Source organism: Cryobacterium zongtaii, from assembly GCF_002909375.1.
In the GTDB taxonomy this organism is placed as follows: Bacteria; Actinomycetota; Actinomycetes; order Actinomycetales; family Microbacteriaceae; genus Cryobacterium; species Cryobacterium zongtaii.
The window spans coordinates 362,059-378,852 of the sequence record NZ_PPXD01000026.1; the positions used below are offsets into that span (position 1 = coordinate 362,059).

A 16,794-nucleotide genomic window follows, 5' to 3' on the forward strand; every position below is an offset into this window, starting at 1 on the left:
AGCGAACTCCGGAAAAGTCCTCGAGAAACCCCGGCGCTGAGCGGTAGCCTCAGGTGCGCGTGCTCGGAGTGGCCACGGCCGCCGTCGATACCGCGTTCGCCGCCCGAACCACCAGGTGGCCCGTCCACCATCAGTCCCACCCGGCACGGCCCCGAAGGACCCATGATCTCTACCTCCTCGCTCGACGACCCGTGGCCATCCACCGTGGCGCCCAACGTGCACCTCGTGCAGTTGAGCCAGGTCACCATCGATGCCCTCGCCGAGGAGGACCTCGACCTGGCCAACGAGCAGGCAGCGGTGGAGCTGAGTCCCTTCTTCGTGCAGGCGGCCAGCGCCAACACCTGGCGGTACCGCAGCCGGCAGCTCGCCGCCTCGCCGGGCGACGCCAGCTGGATCACCAGGGTCATCTACGACCCCACCCGGCGGCTCGCCGTCGGTCAGTCCGGCTACCACGGCCCGCCGGACGACACCGGCATGGTCGAGGTGGGCTACGCCGTGGATGCCGCATACCGGCGGCAGGGCTATGCCCGCGCCGCACTCACCGCGCTGCTGGAACGCGCCCGCATCGAGCCGGCCGTCACGGTGGTCCGGGCCACCATCAGTCCCGACAACCTGCCGTCTCGGGCCCTTATCGCCCAGTTCGGCTTCGTCGAGGTGGGCGAGCAATGGGACGACGAGGACGGCCTCGAAACCATCTTCGAGCTGCCCCTCGGCTGAGCCGGGCCACCCAGGCACCGCCTCGAGGCACTCTCGCGGCACACCTTCGTTCTCGCGGCACACTTTGATTCTCGCGGCACACCTTTGTTGTCGCGGCACGTGCTCTAACCTGTGCCGCCGTGAACAATACCTGCCACGAAGCACAACACCTGCCGCCGCGCCGGATGCCCGCCGTAGCCACCCGGGTGCGGCGCCACCGGCATCCGTGCCAAGCTTGAAACCCGTGCCTCGCGCTCACCAACGGGACCCGCACGACCACTCACCGCCACCAGAAAGTCCGCTGACGCAATGACGCCTCCCGCCCGCTCCGCAGAACGCACCGCTGCCCGCCCCGACGTGGCCGTGCGCCGCGCTCGCTTCGCCGTTGCCATGCTGTTCTTCACGAACGGCGCCCTGTTCGCCAACCTGATCCCCCGGTATCCCGCGATCAAGTCCGAGCTCGGGCTCAGCAACGCCGAATTCGGTTTCGCGGTCGCGGCGTTCCCGCTCGGCGCCCTCATCGCCGGGCTCGCCGCGGGCATGCTGATCCGCCGGTTCCGGTCGTCGCGGGTCGCCGTGGTCTCGACGATGCTCACCGCGGTGGGCCTGATCCTGGCCGGAATCGCCCCCAGCTGGGCTGCCTTGGCCGCCGGTATCTTCCTGGCCGGAGCAATGGACTCCATCACCGACGTGGCCCAGAACTCGCACGGCCTGCGCGTTCAGCGGCTCTACAAACGCTCCATCCTCAACTCCTTCCACGCAGTGTGGAGCATCGGCGCGGTCACCGGTGGCCTCCTCGGCGCCGGCGCCGCCCAGCTCGACATTCCGCGCGGCCAGCACCTCATCGTGTCCGCCGTCACCTTCAGCCTGTTCGCGCTGTACAGCTACAGGTTCCTCCTTGCCGGCCCCGAGCCCCTCGAACCCGAAGCCACCGCCCCGGAACCGCACGCCGACGCACCCACCCGCTCGGCCGGCCGCTGGGGCAAGTGGCTGGTGCTCGGCGCGCTCGTGGTGATCGCCGCCTCCGGCGCCGTCGTCGAGGACGCCGGCGCGTCCTGGTCGGCCATCTATCTCTCCGACGCTCTCGGCGCATCCGCCCTGGTGGCCGGGCTCGGCTTCATCGCCCTGCAGGGCATGCAGTTCATCGGCCGGCTGCTCGGCGACGGCCTCGTCGACAGGTTCGGCCAGCGGGCTGTGGCCCGCACCGGCGGCGCGATCGTGTTCCTGGGTATGGGCACGGCGCTCGCGTTTCCGTCGATCCCGGGCACCGTCGTGGGCTTCGGCCTGGCCGGCTTCGGCGTCGCCACGCTGATCCCGGCCGCGATGCACGCCGCAGACGAGCTGCCCGGCTTCCGCGCCGGCACCGGACTCACGATCGTCGCCTGGCTGCTGCGCCTGGGTTTCCTGTTCTCGCCGCCCATCATCGGCGCCATCGCCGACCTCTCCCAGTTGCGCTACGGGCTGCTCCTCGTGCCGCTGGCGGGCCTGCTCGTGGTGTTCTTCGCACCGGTGCTGGCCACCCGGGTACGCACTCGGAGCGCGGATGCCGCCGCAGCGGATGAACCGGACCTCACCGCAGCGCCCGCAACGACGGCGCCCTGAGCACACTCTGAACGGTCGCCGGGGCGCCGGGGCCGGGGCCGGTCGCTCGGCGCGCGGGTGAGCGCGGCGCGCGGCCGGGCTAGACGCGCGGTGTCTCGTCGTCGGCCGGCATCTGGTCGCGCATCGGCTCAGCGGGCCGCAGCACCAAACCGAGGAACACCGCCAGGCCCAGCACCCCGGCGAGCAGTCCGCCGCCGCCCAGGTAGATCTCGGCCGGCGTGGCGAAACCGCTCGGCGCATCCGGTCGGAGGCCCACGTAGATCAGGTACCCGGTGAACCCGACACAAAATCCGGCACTGACGACCAGACCGATCACGGCGGCGCTCGGGCGCTTCATGGGGTACTCCTTCGGGTGGATCCTAAGCTGAGTCAACCACAGTTTCGCTCTGATCAGCGTATTATTTCGCACGGGGACTCGTGCGGGGTCTCCGCGACCCCCGGCACCCGGCATCCACTCAGCCGACACCCGCCTAAACTCGACGGATGACCGCACCTACCGCATCCGCCGCCACCATCACCATGTTCGGCGCCGAGTGGTGCCGCGACTGCCGTCGCTCGAAGAAGCTGCTCGACGGCCTCGGTGTGGTCTACGACTACGTCGACCTGGAGGCCGTGGCCGACGGCGCCGACCGGGCCAAGGCCATCAGCGGCCGCACCCAGATCCCCGTGATCGTGTTCTCCGACGACACCCACATGGTCGAGCCCAGCGACGCCGACGTGCGCGCCAAGCTCACCGAGCTCGGCACCGTCTAGCCTCCGGGCCGGAGGGCGTTCGGGCAGCACGCGGCGGTAGCACGCCGGGGCAGCACGCCGGTGGTCTCACCGTCGAGGCACCCCGAGCATCCCCGCCAGCGTCTTCAGTGCCGCGGCCACCTCGCCGCTTCCCCGCCTGCCTCTGGCACCCGGCGGCGCACCCTCCGTGGCGGTGCGCGCCACGTGCTCGGCCACCCGGAACAGCCAGGCCCGGAAGGCCGAGTCCATCGTCGGCGCCTGCGCCTCGACCAAGGCCAACGCCCGGGCCAGCTCGCCCAGCACCCGGGCCTGGTCATCGGCAGCGCCGTCGATCACGCCGAGGTCGCGGGTGAGTACCTCGGCCACCAGGTCCGCGTCGATTTCCTTGACGATGGGCAGCGCATCCGGGTGATGAGCCTCGAGCGTCACGGCCTTCTCCGCGGCCAGCATCTCCGTTACGACCACCATCGGCCCCCTGGGCGACGCCCCCACCATGTACAGTCCCACGAGAAACGGTGCGGCCCCCACGGCCTGCCATTCCTCGGCGGTGAAGGCCTCCCTGACGGCCATCTCAGTTCCTCCTCGAGCGCCGACCCCCGCGAGAGGTGCCCGAGCGGCACCAACCGCGCCCGGCCCGAGGAGGCTCTGTTTCATCCCACCGTCCCGCTGCGCCCACGCCGCGCCTTGCCCGCGCTTCGGCCCGGCTAGCGCTGCGCCAGGCCTCCCGGTCCACGCTACGCCTGCGCCGCTGGCGCCCGCTACGCCTGCCGGGCAGGATGCCGTCGACCGAGGTGCGCGGGCGGCGCGCCGCTGTGCGGGTGGCGCGCCACCCGCATAACGGCGCCTGACCCGCGTAACGCATCTCCCCGCCGCACACCCGCACCCGCCCCGCGTCACCACCCGGCCCATCCGCCCCCCACGCGCCGGCGCGCCGCCTCACCTGCCCGGCGCACCAGCCCCGTTGCACCCCACCCCTGCCGGGGGTACCGTAAACGCAACATCGCACCCGGCCGCGACCGTGGCCGGCTGACCTCCGTTGCCGCATGGAGCGGTAGCCGACAGCGCAACCTGAAAGCCAACCCGCCGCGCATCCCCCGGCCCCGGGTCACTCGTAACGACGTCCGCACCACTCCACGCACCGGTAGTCTTCCCCCCGGGGGTACAGATGGACACGACACAGCACAACACCGCAGAGCGGAACGCGCCGGAGGCCGACGGGCTGACGATCTTCGACGACGTGCACGAGGTGCGTGACGAGCCCGTCGCTTTTGTGGGATTGCAGCTGATGGCCGTGGTCCTCAGCTACTCCTTCGCGCTGGGCGTCCTGGTGATCATCCTGGTCCCGGTCGTGCTGGCCCTCACCCTGTTCTGGCCGTACCTGCCTGGAATGCTGTTCCCGGAGCTGGCGGGCCTGTAGCCACCCCTGACTCCGGACCCCGGGCCCACCCGGTCGGCATCCAGGCGCATCCGCCTATTTGACCAGCGCCGCCCGGTACCGCTCGTACCGTGACCTGCCCACGAGCCGCCAGAGCAGCCGCACCGGAGCGGGCAGGTGCTCGTGTTGCCAGTCGTCGCCGCCGTCCGGTTGCGCAGCGAGGATCGTGCCGAGCTGAACGAACATCTTGCCCTTGGGGGTGGCCTTCCGACCGTGTTCGGAGAGCGCGTCGATCTCCCTCGGCGTGATGACGGTCTCCATCACGGGCACGATGTGGGTCTCCTCGTCGGGCAGGTGCACGGCGAGCGCCGCATTGATGCCGGCCAGGGCTGTGGCAACGGATGCCGCATCCGTTGCCCGGCCGCTCGCCCGCCAGGCCGGCAGGGCCGCATCGAGTTCGTTGAGGTGCACGAGCATCAGCGCGTGCTGCTCCTTCATGCGCGTCACGTGGGCCGCGCAGGAGGGGGCCCGGCTCTCGAGCCGGCCCCACAGCATGGTGTCTTCGCCTTCGTGGTGTGCGTGCAGCCCGGTGGAGAGCATCGCTAGGTAGTCGCCGACGAGGTCGGCCTGCTCGGCATCGCTGTCGGGCACCCCACCGACCAACGCCGGGGCCTCACCGAACCCGGCCCGAAACATCCGATGGATCTCGACCATGCCGCGCCCGTCGCAAATCTTGACGGCACCGGCGCCGTCGTCAGGGTTGTCGCCGCTGGAGGGCAAGGCGGTGGCTGGCATGGGGCCTCCTTCGTGAGATGTGCACGCTGGAACCGTATCCGCGTGGCTGTGCCCCTTCAAGGGGGTTGCCACGGTCGGACTCGCCAAGTGGATGTGGGAGAGCCGCGCGGGTTTGTGGGAGCTACGCGGGGTTAGCGCATCCGCCGAATCTGCCCGGCCCCGCATCCGCGGATCGGTGCCACACTCGCGACAGTCGCCGTGGTGCACGCTGACGCGGCGACAGCGCCGCCCCCTACGATCGAGACAGCACCCACCCCACACCGAAGGAGATCACCATGGAGCTAACCGGTCGAGACGTCGACGAGTTCCTCGCGACCCTGGACGGCCCCTTTGTCGACTCGATGCGGGCCCTCGACGCCATCATCTCCGAGGTCTTCGCCGGGGTAACCCGCGAGCTGTGGGAGGGCGTCTTCTGGGGCGGCACCGAGCAGCAGATCATCGGCTACGGCCACACCGTGATCGCCCGGCCGGGCAAGCCCACCGTGGAGTGGTTCGTGGTGGGACTGGCCAGGCAGAAGAACCACCTCAGCGTGTACGTGAATGCGGCCGACGAGAACGGTTCCCTCGTGCAGCAGTACAAGGGCCGGCTCGGCAAGGTCAAGGTCAGCTCCGCCGCGATCACGTTCGCGTCGATCGACGCCCTCGAGCTGGACGCGTTCCGGGCCCTGCTCCAGGATGCCGCGCGGCTCACGCCCGACGCCACCTGAGCCAGCGCGTAGCCGCAACGCCTCGGCCCGGGCGTGGCCGCCGAGGTATGCGGGCGAGGCGCCGTTATGCGGGTGGCGCGCCACCCGCATAACGGCGCCTGACCCGCCTAACGCCCCGAAGGCCACGCCGGCCGCTCCTCCGCCGGACCCGTCCCTCCGTAGGATGAGCCCATGCCTGCAACCCCCGAACTCGAAACCCCGTCAGCGGATGACCGCGAACTCATCGAGCTCGCTCGTGCGACCATCGACGCCAACACGGATGCAGGCCCCGACGAGGACGGCGCCCACACCATGGGCGCGGCCGTCCGGGCCGCCGACGGCCGTATGTTCGCCGGCGTGGACCTGTTCCACTTCACCGGCGGTCCGTGCGCCGAGCTCGTCGCCCTGGGCACCGCCCGCGCCGGTGGTGCGCGGGAAATCACGACGATAGTTGCCGTGGGCAATCACGGTCGCGGCGTGGTCGGCCCGTGCGGGCGGGACCGCCAGGTGCTCTTCGACTACCACCCCGGCATCCGGGTGTTGCTGCCCACCGCCGAGGGGGTGCGGGTGGCCCGGATCGAGACCCTGATGCCGTTCGCCGCGGCGTGGAGCCTCGCGGATGGCGTGCAGCCGTTCGACGACGACCGCTTCCGCTGACGCCGGGCAGTCCCCGCTGCCCGAGTCGTCGGCAACTGTTGCCGATCCGGACAATTGCGCCCGGTGCGCCGGGCACAATTGTCCGCACGGGCAACAGTTGGTCCGGTTGCGGGCCACCGGCACCCGATCCGCCCCCGCCGGTGCTCCCGAGGGTGGCCGCGGATGGCCCGACCGGCGGGAGAGAATTGCGGTATGACCCGATCGGCGACCCTCAACCGGCCCCTCGCCCTTCTCGTGGCCGGCACCCTCTTCATGGAGATCCTCGACGGCACCATCATCCAGACCGCCGCTCCGGCCATGGCCGTCGACCTCGGGGTGAACGCCGTCGACATCAACATCGCCATGACCGCGTACCTGCTCACCCTGGCGGTCGGGGTTCCGGTCAGCGGATGGCTGGCCGACCGGTTCGGCACCCGGCGCATCTTTGCGCTGGCCATCGTGATCTTCACCGTGGCCTCCGCCCTCTGCGCGCTGAGCACCTCGCTGCCGATGCTCGTCGCCATGCGGGTGCTGCAGGGTGTGGGCGGCGCGATGATGGTGCCGGTCGGGCGCCTCGCGGTGCTGCGCGCGATCGAGAAACGTGACCTGCTGGATGCGATGGCGTACCTCACCTGGCCGGCCCTGCTAGCGCCGGTGCTGGCGCCGGTGCTCGGCGGGGTGCTCGCCGACACCGTGGGCTGGCAGTGGATCTTCCTCGTCAACATCCCGATCGGTGTCGTCGCGTTCGGGGCGGCGCTCCGGCTGGTGCCGGCGAACGACCCTGTGCACCGGCACCGGCTGGACTGGGCCGGTTTCACCCTGGTGGGGGTGGCCCTGGCGGCGCTGGTCCTCGGCATGGAACAGGTCGGGGCGGCCCCGACGAACTGGTGGCTGGCCGGCGGGCTGCTCGCGCTGGCGGCCGGGGTGGGCGCGGGTGCGGTGTTGCGGTTGCGGCGGGCGGCGCATCCGCTGCTCGACCTGACCGCGCTGAGCATTCCCACGTTCCGGGTGGGCAATGTCGGCGGGCTGGTCTACCGGCTGCTGATCGGCGCCGCACCGTTCCTGTTCGTGTTGCTGTTCCAGACCGGATTCGGCTGGAGCGCCTCCCAAGCCGGGCTGCTCGTGATGGCGGTGTTCCTGGGCAACGTCGCCATCAAGCCGGCGACGAGCCCGCTGATTCGCCGGTTCGGCTTCCGCATCGTGATCGTGGGCAGCAACCTTTGCGGCGCCGTGGTGTTCGTGCTGTGCGCGTTCATCGACCCGGCCACCCCCATCGCCGTGATCGCGGTGCTGCTCTTCGCGAGCGGGGTATTCCGCTCGATCGGCTTCAGCGGCTACAACTCGGTGCAGTTCGCGGATGTGCCGGCGCCGCTCACCTCCGGCGCGAACACCCTCGCGTCCACCCTGCAGCAGGTGGCCGTGGGGCTCGGCATCGCCGTGGCCGCGCTCATCGTGCGGGCCACCACGGCCGGCGCGGTGTTGGTGGACCCCGGCGCGGACGAGCTCGGCTACCGCTGGGCGTTCGCGGTGCTGGCGGTGCTGCTCCTGCTGCCCGCGATCGAAGCCTGGCGGATGCCGGCCCACGCCGGCGCGGAGGTCGCCGCCCGGCGGCCCCGGCTGGTGGCCCGCTGAAACCCCACGGTCCCTGATGCTCCGCGCCCCACCGACTGGAATTCGCGTTATGCGGGGTAGGCGCCGTTATGCGGGTGGCACGCCACCCGCATAACGGCGCCGTGCCCGCGCAGCACCCCGGAGCAGGCATCCGGCACCCGAACCACCCCTCCCGCGGCCGAGCCGACACCAGCCCCAGGGGCCGGACCGCTACCGAGCCAGCCGTCCCCGACCCCTCAGCAGCTCCACCAGGGCATCGAGAACCGGCACCTGCCCGCGCACCAGCAGCACCCGGGCCTGCTCCAGACCCACCCACCGGGCATCGTCCACCTCGGGGAACGACTGCAACCGGCCGGACCCCTTCGGCCACTCCAGCTCGAACGTGTTGCTCACCACAGTGTCGACCGCGAGGTTGGCCTCCGCCGCGAACACTGTCACCACCTTGCCCGACGGCTGCCGGAACTCACCCAGCTCGACATACTCCACCGCCGGTGCCGGCACCCCGATCTCCTCCTCGAACTCCCGCCGTGCCGCCGCGAACGGGTCTTCCCCGAGCCCGTACTCGCCCTTGGGGATCGACCAGGCCGCGGCATCCTTGCGCGCCCAGAACGGGCCACCCATGTGCGCGATCCACACCTCGGGCTCCGCCGCATCCGTCAACCGATAGAGCAGGATGCCCGCGCTCAACACCACCATGGACCCACCCCTCAGGACGCGGCCAGCCTGGCCCGCTCGGCAGCCACGTCGAAGTCGGCGGGCGGCCAGGTGAGCACCATGTCGTTCAACGCCTTGAGCAGCAGCTCCCGCACCGCGAGGCGGGCGAACCATTTGCGATCGGCGGGCACGACGTACCAGGGCGCGAACGCCGTGGAGGTGCGCTCGAGCGCGGTCTGGTACGCCGCTTGGTAGCCGGGCCAGAGCATACGCTCGTCGATGTCACCCGGGTTGAATTTCCAGTATTTGTCGGGCCGGTCGAGCCGCTCGAGCAGGCGCTTCTTCTGCTCGCCGGCGCTGATGTGCAACATCACCTTGATCACGGTGGTGTCATCGTCGACGAGCTCCTGCTCGAAGGCATTGATCAGGTCGTAGCGTTCCTCGATCTCCTCTGGCGACGCGAGCTGCCTGACCCGGCCGATCAACACGTCTTCGTAGTGCGACCGGTCGAAGACACCGATCATGCCGGCGGTGGGCAGCTCTCGACGGATGCGCCAGAGAAAGTCGTGCCGCAGCTCAGCCGGGGTGGGCGCCTTGAACGCCACGTGGCTGACGCCCTGGGGGTCGACGGCGCCCACCACGTGGCGCACGATGCCACCCTTACCGGAGGTGTCCATCCCCTGCAGGATGAGCAGGATCTTGCGCGGGTCGCCCTCCCGGCTGTTGGCGAAGAGCATCTCCTGCTGGTGCGAGAGTGCCTCAGCGGCGGCGACCCCGGCGGTCTGGGCATCCGTTTTGCTGCCGCTGAAGCCGGGCGTTGAGCCGGGATCGACGGTGCCGAGGACGAACCCGCGGGTGACCTTGAGCAGGTTGCTGGATGCGTCCGTCCAGGCGGAAGCGGATGTCGAGGCCACAGTGGCTCCCTTCGTCGGATGCTGCCATTCTGCTCCGACGGCTGCCGAAAACGGTGGATTCCGTGACGAATTGCCGGTTTCACGCCACTCATAGGTAGGGCGAGACATCCGCTCGGCACCGTGGCCGGTCAGCTCGGCCGTACCCGGCCCGGGCTCGGACGCCTCACCTCAGTCCCCAACCAGAAAGCAGGCCACCATGACCGCACTTCGTCTTCTCCTCGCCGCCGCCGTGGCCTTCGCGTTCTACCTCATCGGCGCCAAGGCCGGCCGAGGCCGGTACAAGCAGATCCGCCGCAACGCCAAGAAGGCGTGGAACGACCCGACCGTGAAGAAGGCCCGCGCCGGCACGAAGAAGCTCGCCCGCCGCAACACGAAGAAGATCACCAAGGCCGTTCACCGCTAAGCCAGCACCCCCTTCGAAAGGAATCTCATGACCGACAACACCGCACAGCAGGCCCACGACCTCGTCGAGGACACCGTCGCAAAGGCCGGCGAGCTCGCCGACCAGGCCCGCCACGCCGTCGACGACACCGTCGCCACCGCCACCGCGGCCCTGCGCGACATCGACACCACCGCAGCCATCGCCTCGGCACGGGAGTTCGCGACCGACACGTTCGGGAAGCTCTCCGACGCCTACAAGCGCAACCCCACCCTGGTCCTCACGCTCGGCTCCGTCGCCGTCGCCGCGGTGACCGGTCTCGGCGCCCTGCTCGCCAAGCGCCGGTAGTCGCGGAGCCGACCCGCGCGGGCGCTACCTGAGCGCAGCCGTCATCCCCTGTCGAGCACCGCCGCGAGCGTGGTGCCGAGCAGTCGGGCCGATTCCGTGTACTTGGCCGTGAGCCGCCGGCTCATCTCCGGCGGCAACGCGGCCTGACGGACCGGGTTCGCGTTGTGAGCGAGGTCGGCGTGCTTCACGACCAGCGCCAGCGGGTCGGCGGCCACCCGGGCCATCGACTCGGCGAGCGGTTCGCCGGCCCGCTTGGTCAGCGCATCCACCGCCCGCACGACGGGCTCGTCAAAGCCCTGCGCGCGCAGGTCGTCGAGCGTGATGGGGGTGTCCTCCACCACGTCGTGCAGCACGGCCACGGTCTTCTCGGGCACGGTGTTGACCAGGCTCATCACGCCCAGTGGATGCTCGATGTAGGCCACCCCGAGTTTGTCGACCTGCCCGGCGTGCGCCGCCTGTGCCAGCGCGATGGCGGCCGCCAGGCTACCGGCCGCCGGGCTGCCCTGCCCGGCGGTGTCGTCCTGCTCGGGACCGGCGCCGGACGGTGCGGTGGTGTCTGTCATGGCAACTCCTCGGGGGCGATCAAAACTGAATCACCTCGACGCTAGCGCACCCCGTGCCGGCCCGCGGTGCCGTCGAGGTGCTCCTCGACGTACCGTACGCATGCCGTCGAGGCGCCGTCGGCGTGCCGTCGCTGTGCTCGTGGAGGGGCGGGTCAGGCGCCGTTATGCGGGTGGCGCGCCGCCCGCATAGCGGCGCCCACCCCGCACAGCGCGCCGCCTTCGCGGCCACGCGTCACCCGTGCACCAAGGCCCTACGCCCGTCGACCTACGCACGGCCGCCACCCAGCGCGGCTACTATCCACAGCATGAGCGAACCCACGAACCCCAACCCGGCCCCGGTCCGGCAGCTGCGCCTCGTCGTCGAGACCGAGGACTTCGATGCCGCCCTCGCCTTCTACCGCGACGTGCTCGGGCTTCCAGTGTCGGAGTCCTACGAGGGCGAGGGCGACGCCCGGGTCGTGATCCTCAGCGCAGGGATCGCCACCCTCGAGCTGTCCAATCCCGCCCAGGTGCGGCTGATCGATCGGGTCGAGGCCGACGGCCAGCCCAGCCATCGACTCCGCGTCGCGTTCGAGGTGGACGACACCGCGGCGACCACCGACCGGCTCGTTGACGCCGGCGCGATTCTCACCGCCACGCCCCGCGAAACCCCGTGGCGCTCGATCAACTCGCGAATGGATGCGCCCGCCGGCCTCCAGATCACCCTCTTCCAAGAGCTCGACGCCGGGGAGCACCCCTCCGGCGACGGCGACATCCCGGCCTAGTCACGGCTAGCCCTGGAGCACGACCCCCTCGCCATTGGCAGTGAGGCTGATCACAGACGGACCCGCGCTGACAGCAGGGCCCGGGTTCGACAGCAGAAGCGAAACTTGTACTCGCAGGATGCTACAACTTGTGTTAGACATGTGACACAACATCTGAAAGAAGCGGACATGTCACAGAGCATCCTCACCTTTATGGGCCCGATGGACCTTGCCGCGGCGGTCTTCACGCTGCCGCTGTTCTCTCTGGTCCTCGCCGGGTTCATTGTCGTCGGCATCCTCGTCGTACCGCGGGTGCGCCGCCGGCGCGGTAGCGGCGCGGCGCCCGGCGGCGGTGCCCCGCTGCCGACGGTCCCGGCCCGCTACCGGTCCGAGCACCGGGCCCTCGGCATCGGCGCGATCGCGGTCATCGTCGCCTACGCGGTCGAGAATGTCATCCGCGGCTACCTGCTCGACCTCGTCGACATCGTGGAGTGGTGGCAGTATGCAACGCCGGTCTTCGCGGCGGTCTTCTGCCTCACGGTCGGCCTGGGGCTGATCGTGGTCCGGGGCACCCCCCAACCCGACGAGCCGGTGGTGCCGACCGCTCGCCGCACCTGGCTGAGCTTCGGCCCGCGCGCCGGCTTCGTCGGCGGCACCATCGCGCTGGTCACCCTCCTCGCCACGACCATCGCGGCCGGCCTGGCCTCGTCGTCCGACGAGCGTGGGCGCTTCATCTACCTTGAGATCCCGGTGCCGAATACGCAGCTCGAACCGCTCCGCCCCTGGTTCTACGGCTGGGACTTCGGCGTGCCGGTGCTCCTCGGACTCGCCGCACTAGTACTCGTGACCTGGGCGACACTGCACCGAAACGCTCTGCGGCCTTACCTCCGCCCCGAGCCCGTCGCCGCCGAGCGCAACGCGCGCACCCAGGTCGCCTCCGGCGCCGTTGCTATCGCGACGGCCGCCACGCTGCTCGCCCTCGGCGGCGCGTTCCGCTTCATCGGCAGATACGGCTCGATGTCTCAACTGACGGTCGGGAACGACGACCACGGCATCACCTATGACATGACCTGGCGGTACGCGGAGTTCGCAGCATTGGGCGGCGGGCTGGCTCCGGCGCTGGAGGTGACCGGTTTCGCACTTCTGTTGCTCGTCGCGATCCGGCTGCTACGCCGACCGGCTCCGGAGCGCCAGCACCCACGCCCGCAGCCCAGCACCCAGCCGGAGAGCGTGCGATGAGCGCTGGGCCGATCCTGCCGCTGACGGATGAGTCCAGCCCCGCCCTCGACATCTACCGCCAGTTTCGGGGCTTGATTGTCTCGGGCCAGCTCGGCGCCGGCGAGCGCCTGCCCACCGTGCGTCAGACCGCAAGCGACCTGGGCGTGGCTCCCGGCACTGCGGCGCGGGCCTACAAGCTGCTCGAGCGAGACGGACTCGTGGTGACCCGCACCGCGGCCGGCACCCGGGTGGCCGAGTCGGCGGCGGTGCTGCCCGGATCCGTCGTCACACGCATCCGTGACCTCGTCACCGAGGCCGGATCGGTCGGCGCCGACGCCGAGGACGTCATCGATGTGCTGCGCGTCATCTGGCAGGCCGCATCCGCCGCATCCCCTCGGCCGGAGGATGGCCGCTCGGTCACTGGGTAATCCGCACAGACAACATCCGACAAACACCACCTCCGTTCGCCGTGCTCCCGAGTCCGGAATCATGCGGATCGAGGTCGTCATCGTGGGCTGCGCAGAAGTTCGCTGCGGGGATTGCCCTCATCACGATTGCGGATGAAACTGCCCGTGTGGATGACACCAACTGCCCTCACCCCCTCAGTAAGCGCGATGCTGCCGCTCTCGTCGGCGTGCTGGCCAACCTCGAAGGGCTGGTCTGGATGGCCGGCCTCGACGATCATTCGGTGCAGACCCTTCTGCACCGTCTCGCAAGCGACGGCATCGCCGCGCCACTGAGCGAGGGCGCCGACCCTCGTTACAACGTGCGCCAGGCGCTCAACGACCTCAACCAACAGCTGCGCTACGCCCTGGGCGAGTACGACAGCCCGCACAGCTCGGCGCCGGTGCCTCGCTGAGAGAGTGCGGTTCGAGCGGGACTGGTCGCCGGGTTCGACAGGCTCAACCAACGGATGGGTCGAGCGCGCCACGGCGTTGCACGGCTCAGTGCACCACCCTGTAGACGACGTGGGTGACCAGCTCGTTCTCCACCGAGCTCACCTGTTCCAACCTCACGTCGTCCAGTCCCTCCAGCAAGGGCTCGCCGGTGCCCTGCACCACCTGCGCGATATGCAGCCGCAATTCGTCGATCAGCCCGGCCGCGAGGTACTGCCGCACAGTGGACGCACCGCCGGCGATGGCCACGCTCAGTTCCCCCGCCGCGGCACGCGCCTGTTCCAAGGCCGATTCGATGCCGTCGGTGACAAACGTGAACGTCGTGCCTCCCGCCATGACCAGCGGTGCCCGCGGATAGTGCGTCAGCACGAACACCGGCGCGTGGTACGGCGGCTCGTCGCCCCACCAGCCCGTCCATTCGTCGTCCCACTCCCCTCGGCCGGGACCGAACATGTTGCGGCCCATGATGTATGCACCCGCCTCCAGGATGGCCGCCATTTGGGCGGCATTCTCGGCAGGCTGCTCGAGCGCCCAGCGGTGCAGCCGCATTCCCCCTTCACCGAGCGGATTCTCCAGGCTCTGGTTGGGGCCGGCCGCGTAGCCGTCGGTGGAGACGGTGATATCGCAGGTCACTGGCGTCATGGTCGATCGCTCCGTTCGTTCGGTCACGCGCTCACGGTCGCCGGCACCACATTGTGCGGCACCGGGTCGTGCCGCAGGTAGCTGCGGCGGAAGAGACCGCTCCCCGCCGTCAAGGCCCGGAGCTCGATGGCATACCGTAGTAGCTCGGCATCCGGGATCTCGGCGCTGATCTCGGTGCGCTCATCACCCACCGAGGTGGTGCCGGTCATGTGGCCGCGGCGGGTGGACAGGTCGGTCATCACCGCACCGACGGAGGCGTCGGGCACCCTGATCGTGACCGCCGAGACCGGTTCGAGCAGCTGGATCCGGGCCTCCGCGGCGGCCTCCCGCAGCGCCAGCGCCCCGGCTGCCTGGAACGCCGCATCCGACGAATCGACGCTGTGCGTCTTGCCGCCCACCAGCGTCACCCGGATGTCCACAACGGGGAATCCGGCCGAGACGCCCTTCTCCATCTGCGCGCGAACGCCCTTCTCCACCGACCCGATGTAGTGCCCGGGGACCACGCCGCCGACGATCTTGTTCACGAACTCGAACCCCGCCCCGCGCTCCCGTGGTTCGACCTCGATCTCGCAGATGGCGTATTGGCCGTGGCCGCCGGACTGTTTCACGTACCTCCCCCGGGCGCCGGCCGGCGTGGCGAAGGTCTCCCGCAGCGGCGTGATCACGTCGACGGTCTCCAGCTTCACGCCCTGGCTGCGCAGCCGGTCCAGCACGACCTCGGCGTGCGCCTCGCCCATGCACCACAGCACCAGCTGGTGGGTCTCAGCGTTGCGCTCCACCCGCAGGGTCGGGTCGACGGCCACGATCTTGCCGAGGTTCTTGGCCAGCGCGTCGTCATCGCTGCGCGCCGCGCCGTGCACCGCCACCGGCATCAGCGGCTCCGGCATCTCCCACGCCTCGACCAGCAACGGCGCCTCCCGGTCGGACACGGTGTCCCCGGTCTCCGCGTCGGTCAGCCGGGTCAGCGCGCAGATGTCTCCCGCCACGCAATATGGCACCGGTCGCAGGATGGCGCCCAGCGGGGACTGCAGGTGGGTGACCCGTTCGTCACTGTCGTGGTCCTGATGGCCCCGGTCGGTGAGGCCATGGCCGCCGATGTGCACGATGGTGTCCTCCCGCAGCGTGCCGGAGAAGATGCGGACCAGGCAGACCCGGCCCAGAAACGAATCGATGGTGGTGCGCACGACCTCGCCCACCAACGGCCCGTCCGGATCGCAGGTCAGCGGCCCCACCGGTCGGCCGTCCAGGTCCGTCACCGACGGCAGGGCACGCTCCATCGGCGAGGGGAACGCGCCGGTCAGCAGCTCCAGCAGTTCCGTCATGCCTACCCCGGTCTCGGCGGAGGTCGCCAGCACCGGATAGAAGCTGCCGCGCACCACGGCGATCTCCAGGTCGGCGGTGAGGGTGTGCAGGTCGATCTGGGCGCCGCCGAGATAGCGGTCCATCAGGGTTTCGTCTTCGCTCTCGGCGATGATCCCCTCGATCAGGGTGGCCCGGGCCGGCTCCGCGTCAACGCGTTCGGCCTCGGTGGCCGGCCGTTGGGTGGGCCCGGCGGTGCCCGCGCCGGAGTCCTTGACCGTGCCGGAGAGCAACCCCAGCAGCCCGGTGATGCTCCCGTCGGTGCGGATCGGCACGGCCAGCGGCAACACGGCGCCGAAGTTCTCCTGGCACGCCGCGAGCACCGCCTCGTACGCCGCCCGCGGGTGATCGATCCGGTTGATCACCACCGCCCGGGGCATCCCGATGCGCTCGCACTCCGCCCAGAGAGCGGTGGTGGCTGCGTCGACACCGTCAACGGCCGAGACCACGAACAGCGCCGCATCCGCGGCCCGCAGCCCGGCACGCAGGTCGCCGACAAAATCGGCGTAGCCCGGGGTGTCGAGCAGGTTCACCTTCACCTCGCCGACCGTCAGCGGCAGCACCGACAGCGCCACGGATCGTTGCTGGTGGATCTCGGACGGGTCCGAGTCGCTCACCGTGCTGCCGCCCTCGATCGTGCCCATCCGGGTGAGGGCACCGGTGGCCGCGAGCAGCGCTTCGGCGAGCAGGGTCTTACCGGCGCCGGACCGACCGACCAGGGCGACGTTGCGGATTTTCTCCGGCCGATCTGCCGGCGGGCCCGACGACGTCGCGGCCTTGCGTTGTTCCGCGCCGCCCCGGCCCGTCCCCTTCGACGCATCCTGTTTTCCCGACATGAGCAACTCCCGACGTCGTCGTCCCAACTTTTCCTCACCGCTGCATCCAATTGACACCCAGACCTCACCAAACGGCAAGGGCCGACCGGCACGCTACCCCCTGTGCGCA

21 protein-coding genes are annotated in these 16,794 nt (G+C 70.3%); 13 read left to right on the forward strand and 8 right to left on the reverse strand.

Annotated features, from left to right (window positions below; translation table 11 throughout):
• Window positions 1-162 precede the first annotated feature (162 nt).
• A complete protein-coding gene (locus tag C3B61_RS17055; protein ID WP_103461686.1) occupies window positions 163-717 on the forward strand; it encodes a GNAT family N-acetyltransferase in 555 nt (184 codons plus the stop codon).
• Between the two features lie 288 nt (window positions 718-1,005).
• On the forward strand, window positions 1,006-2,298 hold the full coding sequence (locus C3B61_RS17060) for an MFS transporter (protein WP_103461687.1): 1,293 nt from the start codon (window positions 1,006-1,008) through the stop codon (window positions 2,296-2,298).
• 79 nt (window positions 2,299-2,377) lie between these two features.
• Here the strand turns inward: C3B61_RS17060 and C3B61_RS17065 are convergent, their stop codons facing one another.
• Entirely contained in the window at window positions 2,378-2,635 is a 258-nt protein-coding gene (locus tag C3B61_RS17065) for a hypothetical protein (RefSeq protein WP_103461688.1), read from the reverse strand.
• A gap of 146 nt (window positions 2,636-2,781) precedes the next feature.
• Here C3B61_RS17065 and C3B61_RS17070 point away from each other — a divergent pair, with 146 nt between their 5' ends.
• Window positions 2,782-3,051: a glutaredoxin family protein gene (locus tag C3B61_RS17070; RefSeq protein ID WP_103461689.1), complete on the forward strand. Its 270-nt coding sequence runs from the start codon at window positions 2,782-2,784 to the stop codon at window positions 3,049-3,051.
• A 66-nt stretch (window positions 3,052-3,117) separates the two neighbouring features.
• On the opposite strand, the gene C3B61_RS17075 is transcribed toward C3B61_RS17070, so the two are convergent.
• Window positions 3,118-3,600 (reverse strand): hypothetical protein, encoded by a 483-nt coding sequence (locus tag C3B61_RS17075; RefSeq protein ID WP_103461690.1) that lies wholly within the window; start codon window positions 3,598-3,600, stop codon window positions 3,118-3,120.
• A 595-nt stretch (window positions 3,601-4,195) separates the two neighbouring features.
• On the opposite strand from C3B61_RS17075, the gene C3B61_RS17080 reads away from it, so the two are divergent.
• The gene (locus C3B61_RS17080; RefSeq protein WP_103461691.1) at window positions 4,196-4,447 is read left to right on the forward strand and encodes a hypothetical protein; all 252 of its coding nucleotides are present in this window, start codon (window positions 4,196-4,198) and stop codon (window positions 4,445-4,447) included.
• Window positions 4,448-4,501: 54 nt separating this feature from the next.
• Here C3B61_RS17080 and C3B61_RS17085 read toward each other — a convergent pair whose 3' ends face one another.
• Window positions 4,502-5,200, reverse strand: coding sequence for a hemerythrin domain-containing protein (locus tag C3B61_RS17085; RefSeq protein WP_103461692.1), 699 nt, complete (start codon window positions 5,198-5,200; stop codon window positions 4,502-4,504).
• 275 nt (window positions 5,201-5,475) lie between these two features.
• Here C3B61_RS17085 and C3B61_RS17090 point away from each other — a divergent pair, with 275 nt between their 5' ends.
• The 3 genes from C3B61_RS17090 (at window position 5,476) to C3B61_RS17100 (ending at window position 8,154) form a co-directional block, all read left to right on the forward strand.
• Window positions 5,476-5,907 carry a DUF1801 domain-containing protein gene (locus tag C3B61_RS17090; RefSeq protein WP_103461693.1) on the forward strand — a complete coding sequence of 144 codons (432 nt, stop codon included), beginning with the start codon at window positions 5,476-5,478 and terminating at the stop codon, window positions 5,905-5,907.
• A gap of 171 nt (window positions 5,908-6,078) precedes the next feature.
• Complete coding sequence (locus C3B61_RS17095; protein WP_208858847.1) at window positions 6,079-6,543, forward strand: cytidine deaminase family protein; 465 nt, start codon at window positions 6,079-6,081, stop codon at window positions 6,541-6,543.
• A 192-nt stretch (window positions 6,544-6,735) separates the two neighbouring features.
• Window positions 6,736-8,154 (forward strand): MFS transporter, encoded by a 1,419-nt coding sequence (locus C3B61_RS17100; RefSeq protein ID WP_103461694.1) that lies wholly within the window; start codon window positions 6,736-6,738, stop codon window positions 8,152-8,154.
• A gap of 189 nt (window positions 8,155-8,343) precedes the next feature.
• Here C3B61_RS17100 and C3B61_RS17105 read toward each other — a convergent pair whose 3' ends face one another.
• Together C3B61_RS17105 and C3B61_RS17110 are read right to left on the reverse strand one after the other, a co-directional pair.
• Window positions 8,344-8,829, reverse strand: a complete 486-nt coding sequence (locus C3B61_RS17105; RefSeq protein WP_103461695.1) for an NUDIX hydrolase — start codon at window positions 8,827-8,829, stop codon at window positions 8,344-8,346.
• Between the two features lie 11 nt (window positions 8,830-8,840).
• Window positions 8,841-9,701, reverse strand: coding sequence for a PPK2 family polyphosphate kinase (locus C3B61_RS17110; RefSeq protein WP_244285980.1), 861 nt, complete (start codon window positions 9,699-9,701; stop codon window positions 8,841-8,843).
• Between the two features lie 196 nt (window positions 9,702-9,897).
• Here C3B61_RS17110 and C3B61_RS17115 point away from each other — a divergent pair, with 196 nt between their 5' ends.
• Window positions 9,898-10,104 carry a hypothetical protein gene (locus tag C3B61_RS17115; protein ID WP_103430071.1) on the forward strand — a complete coding sequence of 69 codons (207 nt, stop codon included), beginning with the start codon at window positions 9,898-9,900 and terminating at the stop codon, window positions 10,102-10,104.
• A gap of 27 nt (window positions 10,105-10,131) precedes the next feature.
• Window positions 10,132-10,428: a hypothetical protein gene (locus C3B61_RS19565; RefSeq protein ID WP_103478691.1), complete on the forward strand. Its 297-nt coding sequence runs from the start codon at window positions 10,132-10,134 to the stop codon at window positions 10,426-10,428.
• Between the two features lie 41 nt (window positions 10,429-10,469).
• Here the strand turns inward: C3B61_RS19565 and C3B61_RS17120 are convergent, their stop codons facing one another.
• Window positions 10,470-10,991, reverse strand: coding sequence for an HD domain-containing protein (locus C3B61_RS17120; protein ID WP_103461697.1), 522 nt, complete (start codon window positions 10,989-10,991; stop codon window positions 10,470-10,472).
• A 305-nt stretch (window positions 10,992-11,296) separates the two neighbouring features.
• Between C3B61_RS17120 and C3B61_RS17125 the strand changes: the two genes are divergently transcribed.
• The 4 genes from C3B61_RS17125 (at window position 11,297) to C3B61_RS17140 (ending at window position 13,811) form a co-directional block, all read left to right on the forward strand.
• Window positions 11,297-11,755, forward strand: a complete 459-nt coding sequence (locus tag C3B61_RS17125; RefSeq protein ID WP_103461698.1) for a VOC family protein — start codon at window positions 11,297-11,299, stop codon at window positions 11,753-11,755.
• A gap of 168 nt (window positions 11,756-11,923) precedes the next feature.
• Window positions 11,924-12,973, forward strand: coding sequence for a hypothetical protein (locus C3B61_RS17130; RefSeq protein WP_103461699.1), 1,050 nt, complete (start codon window positions 11,924-11,926; stop codon window positions 12,971-12,973).
• Entirely contained in the window at window positions 12,970-13,380 is a 411-nt protein-coding gene (locus C3B61_RS17135; RefSeq protein ID WP_103461700.1) for a GntR family transcriptional regulator, read from the forward strand. Before C3B61_RS17130 ends, C3B61_RS17135 begins: the two co-directional genes overlap by 4 nt.
• A gap of 146 nt (window positions 13,381-13,526) precedes the next feature.
• A complete protein-coding gene (locus C3B61_RS17140) occupies window positions 13,527-13,811 on the forward strand; it encodes a hypothetical protein (RefSeq protein WP_088456858.1) in 285 nt (94 codons plus the stop codon).
• Window positions 13,812-13,896: 85 nt separating this feature from the next.
• Here C3B61_RS17140 and C3B61_RS17145 read toward each other — a convergent pair whose 3' ends face one another.
• Together C3B61_RS17145 and C3B61_RS17150 are read right to left on the reverse strand one after the other, a co-directional pair.
• Window positions 13,897-14,490: a dihydrofolate reductase family protein gene (locus C3B61_RS17145; RefSeq protein ID WP_088456859.1), complete on the reverse strand. Its 594-nt coding sequence runs from the start codon at window positions 14,488-14,490 to the stop codon at window positions 13,897-13,899.
• Between the two features lie 23 nt (window positions 14,491-14,513).
• Entirely contained in the window at window positions 14,514-16,685 is a 2,172-nt protein-coding gene (locus C3B61_RS17150; protein WP_103461701.1) for an elongation factor G-like protein EF-G2, read from the reverse strand.
• Window positions 16,686-16,794: the final 109 nt, after the last annotated feature.

What these genes read in the sequence shown, in the direction of transcription:
- C3B61_RS17055 (WP_103461686.1), top strand. Translation starts at nt 163, where the DNA reads ATGATCTCTACCTCCTCGCTCGACGACCCGTGGCCATCCACCGTGGCG.
- C3B61_RS17060 (WP_103461687.1), top strand. Translation starts at nt 1,006, where the DNA reads ATGACGCCTCCCGCCCGCTCCGCAGAACGCACCGCTGCCCGCCCCGAC.
- C3B61_RS17065 (WP_103461688.1), bottom strand. Translation starts at nt 2,635, where the DNA reads ATGAAGCGCCCGAGCGCCGCCGTGATCGGTCTGGTCGTCAGTGCCGGA.
- C3B61_RS17070 (WP_103461689.1), top strand. Translation starts at nt 2,782, where the DNA reads ATGACCGCACCTACCGCATCCGCCGCCACCATCACCATGTTCGGCGCC.
- C3B61_RS17075 (WP_103461690.1), bottom strand. Translation starts at nt 3,600, where the DNA reads ATGGCCGTCAGGGAGGCCTTCACCGCCGAGGAATGGCAGGCCGTGGGG.
- C3B61_RS17080 (WP_103461691.1), top strand. Translation starts at nt 4,196, where the DNA reads ATGGACACGACACAGCACAACACCGCAGAGCGGAACGCGCCGGAGGCC.
- C3B61_RS17085 (WP_103461692.1), bottom strand. Translation starts at nt 5,200, where the DNA reads ATGCCAGCCACCGCCTTGCCCTCCAGCGGCGACAACCCTGACGACGGC.
- C3B61_RS17090 (WP_103461693.1), top strand. Translation starts at nt 5,476, where the DNA reads ATGGAGCTAACCGGTCGAGACGTCGACGAGTTCCTCGCGACCCTGGAC.
- C3B61_RS17095 (WP_208858847.1), top strand. Translation starts at nt 6,079, where the DNA reads ATGCCTGCAACCCCCGAACTCGAAACCCCGTCAGCGGATGACCGCGAA.
- C3B61_RS17100 (WP_103461694.1), top strand. Translation starts at nt 6,736, where the DNA reads ATGACCCGATCGGCGACCCTCAACCGGCCCCTCGCCCTTCTCGTGGCC.
- C3B61_RS17105 (WP_103461695.1), bottom strand. Translation starts at nt 8,829, where the DNA reads ATGGTGGTGTTGAGCGCGGGCATCCTGCTCTATCGGTTGACGGATGCG.
- C3B61_RS17115 (WP_103430071.1), top strand. Translation starts at nt 9,898, where the DNA reads ATGACCGCACTTCGTCTTCTCCTCGCCGCCGCCGTGGCCTTCGCGTTC.
- C3B61_RS19565 (WP_103478691.1), top strand. Translation starts at nt 10,132, where the DNA reads ATGACCGACAACACCGCACAGCAGGCCCACGACCTCGTCGAGGACACC.
- C3B61_RS17120 (WP_103461697.1), bottom strand. Translation starts at nt 10,991, where the DNA reads ATGACAGACACCACCGCACCGTCCGGCGCCGGTCCCGAGCAGGACGAC.
- C3B61_RS17125 (WP_103461698.1), top strand. Translation starts at nt 11,297, where the DNA reads ATGAGCGAACCCACGAACCCCAACCCGGCCCCGGTCCGGCAGCTGCGC.
- C3B61_RS17130 (WP_103461699.1), top strand. Translation starts at nt 11,924, where the DNA reads ATGTCACAGAGCATCCTCACCTTTATGGGCCCGATGGACCTTGCCGCG.
- C3B61_RS17135 (WP_103461700.1), top strand. Translation starts at nt 12,970, where the DNA reads ATGAGCGCTGGGCCGATCCTGCCGCTGACGGATGAGTCCAGCCCCGCC.
- C3B61_RS17145 (WP_088456859.1), bottom strand. Translation starts at nt 14,490, where the DNA reads ATGACGCCAGTGACCTGCGATATCACCGTCTCCACCGACGGCTACGCG.
- C3B61_RS17150 (WP_103461701.1), bottom strand. Translation starts at nt 16,685, where the DNA reads ATGTCGGGAAAACAGGATGCGTCGAAGGGGACGGGCCGGGGCGGCGCG.